This is a genomic window from [Muricauda] lutisoli (nom. illeg.), from assembly GCF_017313105.1.
Classification (GTDB): domain Bacteria; phylum Bacteroidota; class Bacteroidia; order Flavobacteriales; family Flavobacteriaceae; genus Flagellimonas; species Flagellimonas lutisoli.
The window spans coordinates 589,094-602,416 of sequence record NZ_JAFLND010000001.1; the positions used below are offsets into that span (position 1 = coordinate 589,094).

Consider the following 13,323-nt stretch of genomic DNA (forward strand, 5'->3'; position numbering starts at 1 on the left):
CCCTTTCATATTTTAAACCATGAAAACAGATTTTGAAGAAAATTCATGGGTGATCAACTATTCACCGGACAATTACTACAACCGAAAATTCTCTTTACAGGAAGATCTGCAGCTCTCTAAAGGAGACAAATCCATTACTTGGGTAAACACCTATGGTTTGGATTATATGGAAGAGTTTAGGCAAATGGTGAACGGTAATAACCTTGACGACTTTTTGTTGCGTCTCCTCTTGAATCAAAAAATGGGAAACAAAGTCATTGTGCTGGAAGACCAACTCTTCATCGCTGCCCGCATACTAAAAACGGAGCATCACAGTATGGAGTCCGAACAAATGTATTTTGTGGTGTCCAAGGATTTTAACTGGTGCATACAAGAAAAGAGGGGCGACCATTTCGATTGGATTCGCCAACGGATATTTGAAAACAAAGGGATTATTAGAAAAAAGCGTGCGGACTATCTGCTCTTTTTCATTCTGGAAACTTTGATTACCAATTACAAAGAGAAATACGAAGATACCGTAGTAATGGAAAATGCCCTGGATGCCATTGTAAAACGTGAACCCACACCAGAATTCATGTTCGAGGTTGAACAAAAAAAGGCGATGATCCAAGATTTCAAAAAAGCATCTCATGGACTCCGGGACATTATAATAAAGCTGGAAAGAGTCGAGGTAAAAGGGTTTCAGACCAAATATTTTAGCGAGCTTAGGGAGCAAATCAATGGTTTGATCGCGGATATTGACTCCGACATAATGGAACTGGAAAGCCAGATCAATCTGTTCTTTAGTGTACAGGGCCATCGTTTGAACGAAGTAATGAAGACCCTCACCATTTTCTCGGTGGTTTTTATTCCGCTCACATTTATGGCGGGCATTTATGGAATGAACTTCGAAAACATGCCCGAATTAAAATCACCCTATGGTTATTTTATACTGTTGGGCGTAATGCTCATTGTGACCATTATCTCCATTATTATTTTTAAACGAAAAAAATGGTTTTAAAACTCTGATTTTATTGCCCTTATGATCAAATCATTCCATGTGTGATTTTCCTGGGTTTTATCCAATGATAAACATCATATTCTTGAAAAAGGTCGCTCGGTAGATTTGTCCCATCAATTTTAAATAACATATGATGAGAAAAAGAATACTAGTAGCAGTAATGGCTGTAATGGGATTAACCAATTTGGCAATGGCCCAAGATGCCCCAGCTGACAACGATGGCAAATGGCAATTTAGATTGAGGGGAATTGTGATTTCTCCTGATGAGAGTGCCGATATCGAAGTTATAGGAGGGGATGTGGACATTTCAACCGCTTTTGTTCCAGAATTCGACATTACCTACTTTTTTGATGATAATTGGTCCTTGGAACTTATTTTGGGTACTGCTAAGCACGATGTTGAAGCTGTGGGTACCGATGCAGGTGATATTGATTTGGGCAGTGTATGGTTATTACCACCAACGCTTACGGCCCAGTATCATTTTACCGGGGGTGATTTTGTTCCATACCTTGGAGCTGGTCCAAATTTAACACTATTCTACGGTGTTGATGAAGGTCCTGTAGCAGATGATGTGGAATATGACACTGCTGTTGGTTTTGCACTTCAGGGTGGTTTCGATTTTATGTTGAATGATAAATGGTTCTTGAACTTTGATGTAAAAAAATTATTCTTGAACACTACTGCCACTGTTGATGCAACGACCGCATTGGGAGCCACTGTGGATGCCGATGTAGACATTAACCCATGGATCTTTGGATTTGGGGTAGGTCTTAAACTTTAATATTCGATTGTTTTTTAGGTAATCTAAGTGTTGAAGGCAGTTTGGTTTATCCGGCTGCCTTCTTTTTTGCCCTAATTTAGGCACCTACGGCACCCAAAGTGTACAATTGTTCCAATGTTGGTGTCTCGCTACCACCTTCGGGCTCTAAGGTAATTCCGAATGCTTCCGATTCGTTGGCGTTTTCCAAGGTGAAGAGCTTGGTGTCTTGCGAAGCAAAATCATCCAACAAACCAATGCTGGTCGGAGTAAGCGGGTTCAACTTTAAGGACCAAACTTGATACGTGAAACCATCGGGTGGTTCGGGCAGTCCTTTTGCATCTATGATTACTTTCTGTTCTTCTTTGTTCCAATAGGCTTTGGCATAGGATTCAGGGGAAACGGTTTGTCCGCCAAGGGCAATTACTGTTATATCTTTATCCCTGATGTCCTCCAATAAACTCTCCGTAGTGGTTACTTCTTCCCGGGTTTCGGATAGTATGTCTTCCAAGCTTTGCTTTTCTTGATTGGTAAGCTCAATCTCGGATTTGAGTTTTGCATTTTCCCTGTACATCCAGAACAATCCAACAGCCAATAAAATGGATGCGGCCCAACCTAAATAATTGCCCCAGGGCGTCCTTTTGGTTTTGGAACCTTCGGGGGTAAATGGGATAACATCATCTATTTCGGCCTTTATTTTTGCAAAACCATCTTGTGGCATTTTGGGTGAAGCAGCTTTTGTCAGCTTAAGAACGGCCTTTTCGATTTCTTCAATTTCTCTCCTGATTTCCGGATACTGTATGGCATAATGTTGCACCTCTAGATTTTCTTCAGGCGATAGCGCTCCAGCAACGTAGAGTTCCAATTTTCCAGAAGCTATGTATTCTTTTACATCTATGCTCATGCCATATTTTTTCTAATGTTGGAAATACAGCTTCTAATTCTTGTTTTTATGGTACCAATGGGCGTATCCAGCTCTTTGGCAGCTTCTTTTTGGGTATAACCCTTAAAGTAAAGCATATCAATTAGCAAAATACACTTTTCCTTGAGTCCTTTCAATAAGGATTGAAGTCCAATAGTGTCCATTTTGCTGTTTAAATCTTCACCACTTTCAAAAATACCTACGAGAGAATCTACAGGAAGGTTCTTTTTTTGGTTTTTATGGGTTTTGGAGCGCACTTCATCGATAGCGGCATTCCTCGCAATATTTAATATCCATGTAAAAAAACGACCTTTCGAGGGGTCGTATTGATCGGATTTCTCCCAGATTTTCACAAAAACATCCTGACAGATTTCTTGGGAGCGCTCCGAATCCTTTACGATTACGTTAATTGCTCCACAAATATTCTCAGCGTACATATTGTACAAGGTCTCAAAAGCGACCGTATCCTTTTGCTGAAATAGTTGTATGAGGTTGTCCAGATGCATTGAAGTTGCTTAAATATATAAAAAAAGAGCTGCTCAAGGCCGCTCTTTTTATAAATCTTAGTCGAGATAGTAACCTTATTCCTGTTCCAATAATACAGATCCTGTAATGGCAACGTCTTCCCAAGTTTTGCTCACACCATCTGAACCTGTGTGCAAAATTTTACAAGCTTCGTTCAAAGAGGCTAAAGCGTCCAAGGCATTCCATTGTTTTAAGTCCATTACTCCAGAAAAGTTCACATGGTTGTCTTCAGTGATTTCATATTCCATTGGAAGTTCGGTAGATACGCCGTTCATACTTAATTGTACGGTACAACTCTTATCATCTTTAAGAGTAAAGGTTCCGGTAATGGATTGGGTCTCCGCCATTTTTTCAAAGAAAAACTCGATGATTTTCGGATCTCTTGTTCCAGTGGGATCATTGGTGAAAAGGCTACTCACCGGAATGGAAAATTCAAGGCCGTTTAAGGTTTCCATTGGGGTTTCACCTGCAGTGTACGTTAGCTCAATATCCTGAAAAGTTCCCCCGACCGGAACTTTATCCGTGGTTTTATAAGCAGTAAACCGAACATCGGTGGAGTCTTCTACAATACTATAGGTTGCAGTAGTGGATTCCTCTTGTTTTTTCTCTTCCTTTTTTGTTTGCTTACAGCTAAAGGCGGCTACCAACAATAGTCCCAATGCGGCAATTTGAATATTTTTCATTTCAGATATTTTTAATTTAGGACTAAGTTAGGCATTATTCAAAGTGCTGTCAATAAAAAAAAGCTGCCCATGGGACAGCTTTTTGTTTTTGATATTTTAAATATCATTGAATGATACCTGTACAGGCAATTCTCGTACCAGCGGCACCCGAAGGTTGTGATGTGTAATCATCGGTTCCTTGATGTACGATTACAGCTTTTCCTAAAATATCTTTTTTCTCGTCGCCGCAGCCAATGCACCATTCATCCGTAGAAAATTCTACAGTGGCACTCCCATCTGCGTCTGCCGTGAAATTACCGATATCCCCTTTGTGATAACCATCTTCGGAACCCCATTTTCCGTGAGGTTCATGGGTAGGGTTCCAGTGTCCTCCTGTTGATTTTCCATCAGGAGAGGAGCAATCGGCCTTTTCGTGCAGGTGAATGGCATGCTCGCCTTCATCGAGTCCTAAAAAGGTCGCTCTCATAATTACTTCGCCACCGTCTTGGGTGAACATAACTTCACCACTTACATTACTATCGCTTTTGGGCTCCATTTCAAAAGTAATGACTTCGGGGTCAATTTTTTCTGCAACTTGTTCAACCGTTTCTTCAACCTCCTCAGTTGTTTCTTCGGCTTCTTTTTTTGCTTGTTTACAGCTAAAAGCTGTTATAAATAGTAGCGCTAACGCTGTTATTTGTACTTTTTTCATTAAAAATGATTTTTTTATGATTAGCTCATAAGTTAGGGATTATATGTGCCCAAGTCAAGCTATTTCCCACTGTATTTCTAGGGCTTCTTTTTGTTGAAGAGCTTTCTTAAATCTGGGTTGTAAAAAACCGCAAATTGTAAACGGTCGTAAACTGCATTGGCAAACTGATTTCTCAAATATCCCAATTGCACACTACTGTTTTCTGTAATATTCACGCCTACAGCCCCGTATAGTCTATTCTGTCCAAACAAATCATCTTGTAAATTGATGAACAATTCATCGTAAAAATTCAAAAAGAAAGTGTTGGTGAGCGGCAAGGTCATCTGAATGCGATAACGTGCCCTGTGCTGTGTCTCGGTGGTTCTACCAAAATCCAAGAAACGCTGCTCCAACCGGTACCTGTGCTCAAATAGGAACTCCCAAACTTTATTCTTTAGAATAAACTGTTCAAAGATCCGATGTTCTTTGGAATTGATTTCACCTTCAAATTCATAAAATGTATTGTCCGTATCAATGTATGCATAGCCTCCAGTGGCTATGGCATTGGGATTAATATGGTAATTGAGCCCCGTTCGCAACAACATTTGGTTAAAATTGCGGGTAGTCTCGTAAAATCGGAACTGGGCTTCGGTGTGTACACTTAACCGTTCTGAAACCTTGTTCATGCCAAAATACATGAACCAAGCTCCCATTTCATCCTCTCCGGGTTGTTGTGCATTTACTGTCAATAATCCAAATAAGACAAATAAGCCTGCTAATCTTTTAATCATTTACTATCCTCTTTAATTGGAGTACTCTTTTCTTCTTTTAGGTACTCGTCCAAAAATTCTAAAATTTTGCTGTATGCTGTGATTTGATTCTCTTTTTTCACAAAGCCATGCCCTTCATCTTCAAAGAGAACATACTCCACAGGAACCCCGTTTTTGCGCACGCCGGCAACGATTTCATCCGATTCTGCCTGCAACACCCTAGGGTCTTGCGAGCCCTGGAGCACAATCAGTGGTTTGGTGACCTTATCCGTATGGAAAAGCGGGGAAATCTGCTTTAACCGAACAGAATCCGCACTGTAAGGGTCTCCCAGCTCTTTGTAAAGGGCATCTTTAAAGGATTCCCACCATGGCGGGATACTTTTAAGTGTTCTTATCCAATTGGTTACCCCGAAGAGGTTGACTCCCACATCAAATTCCTCTGGTGTGTAGGTCAAAGCGGCCATGGTCATATATCCACCGTAAGACCCTCCGATAATTCCGATTTTCTCACCATCGATTTCGGGTTGTTGGGCCAACCAATTTTTTCCTTCCACACAATCTTTAAGGTCTTTGTCCCCATGGTTTAAATCGTCCATTTGGTAAAAGGTTTTACCATATCCGCTGCTTCCTCGGTTGTTCACCGCTAAAACGGCGTACCCATGGTTCACCAAATATTGGATGAACGAGCTAAAGTTTTGGCGCGATTGCCCACCTGGCCCCCCGTGCACCCATACCAAAGCGGGTGCTGGATTCTCCTCGGTTGCTTGGTGGGGTTTGTAGTAAATGGCAGGGATTTCCAATCCATCAAAGGATTTATACCGGATTACTTCGGCCTTAACCAAATCCTGTCCTTGGATTTCGGGATTCAGTACATCGGTCAGCTTTTTTTGCTCCTTGGTTTCCAGATCATAGACATAAAGATTGGATGGCGTTTGTGAACCACCTGCGTAAAAACGCATCATGGTTTCATCGTCAGAAAAGCTAACACTGGTAATATCCATGTTTTCCACTGTGGGCAGATCAATATTTTCTCCTGTGGCCACCTCCATCACTTCGATGGTGTTTTTGGCATCCTCGTTTATGTAGGTCACTTGATAGGTACCATTCTGCGTAAAATAACTTCCTGAAATATCCCAGTCTCGTACTAGGGACTTTTCGTAAGATTCATCGGCAATTGTGTATTTCATCAAATAAGAAAACTCGCTACCATCATCTGTAGTGTAATACAATGCCGAACCATCCGGGGCAAAATCCTGAGGCGAGTTCCCGCTTTGGCTTTTATTTATTTTCATTAATTCATCCGACTCCAAATTGTACAAGAACAGATCACTATCGTTCGTGTTGATGGATTTGCTCAATGCGACATATTTTTCGTCTGGAGAAACAACACCGACATCGTACCCATCATCATTTTGATAAACCATTTCGGGGTCCATTGTTTCCAAATCCATTTTATACAGGTCCATAAACCTGCTATCTCGCTCGTTGGAACCATAAAAGAATGCGGATTTGTCCTCGGACCATTGGTAAAACAGGGAACGAGCCCCCTCTTCGGGAGTCAGATCCTTATGATTGCCATCGGTATCCCTAACAAAAATGTGATAGATTTCATCGCCGTTGTTGTCCATACGAAACAGCATTCGTTCATCATTTGGAAAATAGGAAATGGCGAACACCGAAGAACTGTCGGATTGTGTTACCGGCATCATTTCGCCCCCAGAAGTGGGTATAGTGTACATATTATAAATGCCCGAACGGTTACTCGATACCAGCAATTTGGATTTATCGGGCGAAAAGCTTCCTCCTGCGATGGATTCGTTGTCCATCATTTGGGAAATGCTATAGGTCTTCATCGTATCGGCTACGGAAGGTTCCTTTTTCTCTTCTTTACAGGCCCAGATACTGGTGATCAGGGCAATGGCCAATAATTTTTTCATTGTTCGCTATTTAAGTTCAAAACTTTCGGTCTCCTTAAAAGGGGATAGGTCCAATGATTCAATGGAGGTTCTGTACGATTTCCATTCATCATTAAAGAAGGAATTGGTGCTGTCCAATGCGGTCTTTAGTTCTTCTTCCGCAAACTGGATCATTCTTCTTTCCGTCGCGGTGATTCCAGATTTTCTTGTGTTTACATAGTAAGAAGCATTGCCCAATCGGGACATTACATTAGGTTCTGGGTCATCGGTGATGCCCTGTCTTTTGTCCTCTTTGCCCAAGTACAATGCTACAACGGAATCGATTTGCTTTACAATTTCTTCCGATGCTTTTATATGCTCTTTAAACTTGTCCTTGTCCAGTTCCTTGAGCTCTTTTTTGAATTTATCCGCCAAATTCTTGCTTTCCACTAATTGCTTCACCGCATCTGCGGCTGTTTGGGTATAGCTTTCCAGTTTTTTGCCAGTTTCATAGACTTCGTTGATGGAGGCAAGGTCAACATCCAATCTTGGGTCCGTTTTAACGGTTACCATGGTCGAATCGGATATATTGCCATAAATGGCCTTTACTTTGTAAGTTCCAGGCTTTACCTCGATACCACCACGCTCTCTGTCCCGTTTTTTGATGGTTCTCGAAGGTCTATCGGGACCTTTTTCATCCAAGTTCCAATAAATTCTGTGGAAACCGGCCTTTTCGGGAGTTTTATATTTTAATGTTCTGATAAGCCTATCGCCGTCATAAAATTCAAAAAAGATGGAATCCTTGGTTTTTTCCTTTGAGTTTTCCCCCTCGGCTTTGTCTTCCTCTTCGCTTTCCTCTTTTTTCTTTTCCTTATCCTTCTTTTTGCTTCCTTCTTTAAGGTAGTAGGTGATCATGGCGCCAGATTCCCTATTTTTGCCACTAAAAATGGCATCGCCTCCAAACCTACTTCCGGTTGGTTGCTGATAGGCCGCTAAATAGGCATCGGGGCTTTTGAACAGGCCAATTTCTTTTTGTAAAATGGAGGTATTGCCCGCCAATTTTCTCAATGGACGGATATCATCCAAAACCCATGCGGCCCTTCCAAAGGTTCCGATGACCAAATCCTGCTCTCTAGGATGAATTGCCAAATCCTTAGTGGAAACTGTTGGAAAATCCTTGTTCCATTTTTTCCAATTATTCCCTGCATCCAATGAAAGGTAAAGGCCATCATCTGTACCCAAGAACATTAGGTTGGGGTTTTCTGGGTCTTCAATAATGGATAACGTGTAGCTTTCCACATCGTTTTCATCTACAATACGGGTCCAAGTTTTCCCGTAATCCTTGGTACGGTAGGCGTATGGTGTGTAGTTGAACCTTCTATAATCGTTGGCGATCAAAAGAGCTTCACCTTTCTTGTTTTGCGAAGCTTTAATCTGTGGAATCCAACTTCCAGCGGGTAATCCTTTGATGTTTTTAGTGACCTCAATCCAGGTTTCACCACCATTTTGCGTATAGTGTACACGACCGTCATCGGTTCCGATCCAAAGCATATCCTCTTCAACAGGCGAGGGTTCGATAACAATAATAGTGCAATGGTTTTCTGCTCCTGTGGCATCCATCGTAAGTCCACCACTTTCACTCTGCTTTTGTTTTTCCTTGTCGTTGGTTGTCAGGTCCGGGGAAATTACTTCCCATGTCAATCCTTTATCGGTGGATTTATGCACGAACTGACTTCCAAAATATACCGTGCTGTTATCAAATGGGTCTTGGCCAATGGCAGCGTTCCAGTTAAATCGAAGTTTAGTGTCCGCATCTGGCGGGGTAGGGCGTACAATATAGCCGTTGCCTGTTTTCCAATCGTAACGGCTTACATATCCCTGTTGGCTCATGGCATATCCGTATTGGCTATCATCCTTGTCGGGAACCACATCGAAACCGTCCCCAAAGGCGATTTCTTGCCAATAACTGTTACGGATTCCCTGTGCTTTCCAAACATAGGCGGGTCCTCTCCACGAGCCATTGTCCTGCATGCCGCCATACACATTGTACGGATACTCGTTGTCCGTACTGATGTGGTAGAACTGTGCCACGGGCAAATTACCTATAAAACGCCATGTTTTGCCACCGTTTTTGGTGATGTTTAGACCACCATCGTTACCGTCCAACATAAATTGTCCGTTTTCTGGATGGATCCACCATGCATGATGGTCGGGGTGGACACCATTGTCCACACCATAAGAGGGCATCAATTGAGTAAAGTTTTTACCACCGTCTTCAGACACGTTGATGTAGGTGAAAACTGAATACACACGATTTTCGTTTTGCGGGTCCACATAAATTTCTGAATAGTAAAATGGACGATTTCCAATATCGCTTTTGTCGTTGATCTTCTCCCATGTAAAACCTCCGTCAGTGGATTTGTACAACGCATTTTTCTTAGCCTCTACCAACGCATAGATGATATTGGGCTTGTTACGTGCTATAGCAACACCTATTCTACCCAAATCTCCTTCGGGAAGACCATCTTCTGCGGTGACTTTTTTCCAAGTTTTACCACCATCGTGTGTGATGTGCAGCCCACTACCTTCGCCACCTGAGTTAAAGAACCAGGGTTCTCTTTTATGTTCCCACATGGCAGCAATCAGTTTGTTCGGGTTTTTAGGGTCCATTACCAAATCGGCAACTCCTGTTCTATTATTAACGAACAATACTTTTTCCCAAGTTTCACCTCCATCGGTGGTTTTAAAGACACCTCGTTCGGGATGCTCGCCCCAAGGGGAGCCAATGGCACCTACATACACTACATCGGGGTCTGTTGGGTCGATAACGACCCTATGGATGTGCCTGGTTTTTTCCAATCCCATGGATTTCCAGGTTTTACCCCCGTCCAAGGATTTGTAAATACCATATCCGCCATTGAGGCTGTTTCTTGGGTTGCCTTCCCCTGTCCCCACCCAAATTACCGATGGATTGGATTGTTGAATGGCGACTGCTCCGATGGAAGCCGTTACCTCCTTATCAAAAACAGGTTCCCATTTTATACCGCCGGAAGTAGATTTCCACAACCCGCCCGAAGCCGTTCCGACGAACATTACATCAGGGTTGGAATGGACCACATCAATGGAAGTGACACGACCGCTCATTCCAGCAGGGCCAATGTTTCTTGGTTTTATGTCACGGAGCAGTTCTACATTAAAATCTTGTGCCGTAATACTGGCGGTAATCAGTAATACAAGGTAGAGGATTGATTTTTTCATGAGTTGGTTTTATTTTTTGAGTTTAGCTTTGACCTAAGAAAGGCATACTTGGTATGGTCAGTTTTTGGTCGCCTAAAGATACCAAAAACCCTTGCCTCATTTCTTAATAGGATGTTAATGGAATGTTGTTTAGTTGTCCTTGTATACGACCCCATCTTTCATCACGTATCTTACGTACTTCATTTGAGAAATATTCTCTACAGGATTTCCTTGAACAGCTATGATATCTGCCAAGTATCCTTTTTGAATCATTCCCAATTCATCAAAATGAAGAATGTTTGCGTTCAATGAGGTTGCAGATTGCAAAGCTTTGATGGGTTCCATGCCATAGGCTACCATCAGTTCCAGTTCCCGATAGTTTTCTCCGTGGGCAAATACACCGACATCACCACCAAAAACAATATTAACTCCCGAGTGCAGTGCCAGTTGAAAGGATTTCTTCTTTTTTGCCACTCGTTCAGGATCGGGCTCGGCACCTTTTTTCCAGCCTTTATACTGCTCAATAGCATCTCCTGCAGCAAGGGTTGGGCATAGGGCGACTCCATTTTCTTTCATTAAACCAAATATTTCTGCCGTACCGCCATCACCATGTTCAATGGTTTCCACACCGCCCATAATTGCGTGCCGCATTCCTTCCGGTGTACTGGCATGGGCCACTACATAACGTCCCGCAGTGGTGGCTGCCTCGACCATTGCAGTGATTTCTTCCTGTAAAAAAGTAGGTTGAGAAGGTTCTCCTTTGCCCCAGCGGTAATCGGCATAAATTTTTATGAGGTTGGCACCGTGGCCCAATTGCGTTCTTACTTCTTTGATGGCATTGTCCCTGCCGCTTACAGGAACTGCACCCAAGGGTACCTTGACACCGTCATGAAATCCTTTTGGGCCATATGCCCCGGTTGCTACGATGGCTGGACCTGCCATTAAGGTACGCGGGCCTGGAATAATACCGTCATCAATGGTCTTTTTAAGATATACATCGGTATAACCCGCTCCCTCCGAACCTAAATCGCGCATGGACGTAACACCTGCCATCAACGACTTTTTAGCGTGTACCGCACCTCTGATAGCCCTCTCGGCGTGGGATTCTACCAGAACTTGGTCGTTCCATTCCGTTTCGTTGTAAGGATGCAACAACAAATGGGAGTGACCTTCAATGATACCTGGCATCAGTGTCATGCCCTTTAATTCTTTTTTGGTGTAGGAGCCAACGTTTTTTAGTCCATTTAAAGGACCTGCGTAGGTAATCCGGTTTTCATCTACCGCTACCACCCAAGCTTTATGCAGTTCAGTGCCATCGAAAACCTGTTCGGGCAGCAAAAGGGTCTGTGAACTCAAACTGTTCAGAAATAAGGTCAGAATCAGGGCTAAAATGTATTTTGATTGCATGCTGACGTTGTTTGGGAGTTAATCCATTACGGAGTTGTTCAGTAATTCTTGTAATTCACTTTTCGAAAATACTTGGCTTCCTTTGATCACGCCATAAATTTTCTCGGTATTTTCGATATTTTCCAATGGGTTGGCATCCAAAATGACCAAATCGGATATTTTTCCTTTGGAAATTTTGCCATAGTCTTCGGTTTGGTCCAAGAATTTTGCTCCATTTACGCTAGAAGTTCGCAGTGCATCAAGTGGAGAGATGCCATTGTCTACCATGGCCTGTAATTCCTTGTGCAAAGAAATACCGGGATAGGTGTAGGAATTGAACGCTCCACTGTCCGATCCTGCCAAAAGTTGAACACCTGCCGAATCAATGGATTTGGCAAGTTTGCCAAAAAATGTATCCAATTGCTTTCTGTTTTCCCTGGCCTCTTCGGATGCGTTCAAAGCTGATCGTATCCTGCCTTGATAGGTTTGGATGATACCGCTTCCCATATATTGAAGGTACTCGTCGTTGCTATGGTCTACCTCGTCCAAATAACTTAAAGTATGTCCAATATGAAGTGTGGGAACCACAAAAACATCATTTTCTTTCAACGAATTAAACGTTGTTTGTGCAGTGGTATCCGAATACCCTTCCATAAGAGCGGGCATGGCACCCCAAAAGCCAATTTCACCTTGGTTCAGCTTGTCGGTGATTTCAATCTCATTGCTGGCACATCCTTTCATGATATAGTAAAGGTGCTCAATGCCATCCATTCCCGCATTTATGGTCTCGTCCAAGGTGACGGTAAACGGCATATGTCCTGATACTGTAAATCCTCTTTTCTTGGCTTCTTCGATTGATCTTAGATAGTTATCGCGTGAAATTCTACTGTCATAAATTTTAACAAAATCCACGTTCAAGGATTCCAACGAATCCAAAGCATGTATCACATCTGCTTCGGTCTCTACTTCCAAAGAGCCTGCCCAGCTCCCATTGGGCCCATCAATTTTTGGACCTGCGGTAAAAATAGTGGGGCCCACCAACTCTTCCGAGGCAATTTGATTTTTCCAGTCCATAACAGCATGGGTGAGGTCACCCCCTGCATCACGTACCGTAGTAATACCGTTGGCAATAAAAAGCTTTAAAAAGTTTTTGTTGTTATTGATCAAAGTATCACCACCACGTAAATGGATATGGTTGTCCCAAAATCCGGGTAGTACAAACTTTCCAGAGGCATCAACAGTGGCACCTGCCTTAAAGTCGTTTGAATCCACAGACGCTACGGATTCAATTCTTCCATTGGATATAAATATGTTTTGCTTTTCAATCTTTCCGGTTTCCAAGTGGATGACTTGTGCGTTGGTGATTGCCAAATCATATTGCTGTACAGCTTTCTTTTTACAGCTAACGATAATGAGCAAGAGAAATAAAAGGAGTGGTCGGGTCATTTGAGGTTGAATTTTAATCCTTAAAGATACCT

General features: G+C 42.5%; 11 protein-coding genes. 2 read left to right on the top strand and 9 right to left on the bottom strand.

All coding sequences use genetic code 11. The annotated features are described in order from the left end of the window. The first annotated feature begins 19 nt into the window (after positions 1-19). Together J0X13_RS02835 and J0X13_RS02840 are read left to right on the top strand one after the other, a co-directional pair. Complete coding sequence (locus J0X13_RS02835; protein ID WP_207069952.1) at positions 20-1,000, top strand: CorA family divalent cation transporter; 981 nt, start codon at positions 20-22, stop codon at positions 998-1,000. 133 nt (positions 1,001-1,133) lie between these two features. Further along, positions 1,134-1,781 (top strand): OmpW/AlkL family protein, encoded by a 648-nt coding sequence (locus J0X13_RS02840; protein WP_242535600.1) that lies wholly within the window; start codon positions 1,134-1,136, stop codon positions 1,779-1,781. A 76-nt stretch (positions 1,782-1,857) separates the two neighbouring features. Here J0X13_RS02840 and J0X13_RS02845 read toward each other — a convergent pair whose 3' ends face one another. The 9 genes from J0X13_RS02845 to J0X13_RS02885 form a co-directional block, all read right to left on the bottom strand. Then, entirely contained in the window at positions 1,858-2,655 is a 798-nt protein-coding gene (locus tag J0X13_RS02845; RefSeq protein ID WP_207070793.1) for an anti-sigma factor, read from the bottom strand. Positions 2,656-2,657: 2 nt separating this feature from the next. After that, positions 2,658-3,185, bottom strand: coding sequence for an RNA polymerase sigma factor (locus J0X13_RS02850; RefSeq protein ID WP_207069953.1), 528 nt, complete (start codon positions 3,183-3,185; stop codon positions 2,658-2,660). 75 nt (positions 3,186-3,260) lie between these two features. Continuing rightward, the gene (locus J0X13_RS02855) at positions 3,261-3,887 is read right to left on the bottom strand and encodes a hypothetical protein (RefSeq protein WP_207069954.1); all 627 of its coding nucleotides are present in this window, start codon (positions 3,885-3,887) and stop codon (positions 3,261-3,263) included. Between the two features lie 103 nt (positions 3,888-3,990). After that, positions 3,991-4,578: a superoxide dismutase family protein gene (locus tag J0X13_RS02860; protein ID WP_207027116.1), complete on the bottom strand. Its 588-nt coding sequence runs from the start codon at positions 4,576-4,578 to the stop codon at positions 3,991-3,993. Positions 4,579-4,655: 77 nt separating this feature from the next. After that, positions 4,656-5,348, bottom strand: coding sequence for a DUF2490 domain-containing protein (locus tag J0X13_RS02865; protein ID WP_207069955.1), 693 nt, complete (start codon positions 5,346-5,348; stop codon positions 4,656-4,658). Next, the gene (locus J0X13_RS02870; protein ID WP_207069956.1) at positions 5,345-7,264 is read right to left on the bottom strand and encodes a S9 family peptidase; all 1,920 of its coding nucleotides are present in this window, start codon (positions 7,262-7,264) and stop codon (positions 5,345-5,347) included. Before J0X13_RS02870 ends, J0X13_RS02865 begins: the two co-directional genes overlap by 4 nt. Positions 7,265-7,270: 6 nt before the next feature. Continuing rightward, on the bottom strand, positions 7,271-10,480 hold the full coding sequence (locus J0X13_RS02875; protein WP_207069957.1) for a WD40/YVTN/BNR-like repeat-containing protein: 3,210 nt from the start codon (positions 10,478-10,480) through the stop codon (positions 7,271-7,273). 129 nt (positions 10,481-10,609) lie between these two features. After that, on the bottom strand, positions 10,610-11,866 hold the full coding sequence (locus tag J0X13_RS02880) for a metal-dependent hydrolase family protein (RefSeq protein ID WP_242535602.1): 1,257 nt from the start codon (positions 11,864-11,866) through the stop codon (positions 10,610-10,612). Between the two features lie 18 nt (positions 11,867-11,884). Then, positions 11,885-13,291: an amidohydrolase family protein gene (locus J0X13_RS02885; protein WP_207069958.1), complete on the bottom strand. Its 1,407-nt coding sequence runs from the start codon at positions 13,289-13,291 to the stop codon at positions 11,885-11,887. Between the last annotated feature and the right edge of the window lie 32 nt (positions 13,292-13,323).

What these genes read in the sequence shown, in the direction of transcription:
- J0X13_RS02835 (WP_207069952.1), top strand. Translation starts at nt 20, where the DNA reads ATGAAAACAGATTTTGAAGAAAATTCATGGGTGATCAACTATTCACCG.
- J0X13_RS02840 (WP_242535600.1), top strand. Translation starts at nt 1,134, where the DNA reads ATGAGAAAAAGAATACTAGTAGCAGTAATGGCTGTAATGGGATTAACC.
- J0X13_RS02850 (WP_207069953.1), bottom strand. Translation starts at nt 3,185, where the DNA reads ATGCATCTGGACAACCTCATACAACTATTTCAGCAAAAGGATACGGTC.
- J0X13_RS02855 (WP_207069954.1), bottom strand. Translation starts at nt 3,887, where the DNA reads ATGAAAAATATTCAAATTGCCGCATTGGGACTATTGTTGGTAGCCGCC.
- J0X13_RS02860 (WP_207027116.1), bottom strand. Translation starts at nt 4,578, where the DNA reads ATGAAAAAAGTACAAATAACAGCGTTAGCGCTACTATTTATAACAGCT.
- J0X13_RS02865 (WP_207069955.1), bottom strand. Translation starts at nt 5,348, where the DNA reads ATGATTAAAAGATTAGCAGGCTTATTTGTCTTATTTGGATTATTGACA.
- J0X13_RS02870 (WP_207069956.1), bottom strand. Translation starts at nt 7,264, where the DNA reads ATGAAAAAATTATTGGCCATTGCCCTGATCACCAGTATCTGGGCCTGT.
- J0X13_RS02875 (WP_207069957.1), bottom strand. Translation starts at nt 10,480, where the DNA reads ATGAAAAAATCAATCCTCTACCTTGTATTACTGATTACCGCCAGTATT.
- J0X13_RS02880 (WP_242535602.1), bottom strand. Translation starts at nt 11,866, where the DNA reads ATGCAATCAAAATACATTTTAGCCCTGATTCTGACCTTATTTCTGAAC.
- J0X13_RS02885 (WP_207069958.1), bottom strand. Translation starts at nt 13,291, where the DNA reads ATGACCCGACCACTCCTTTTATTTCTCTTGCTCATTATCGTTAGCTGT.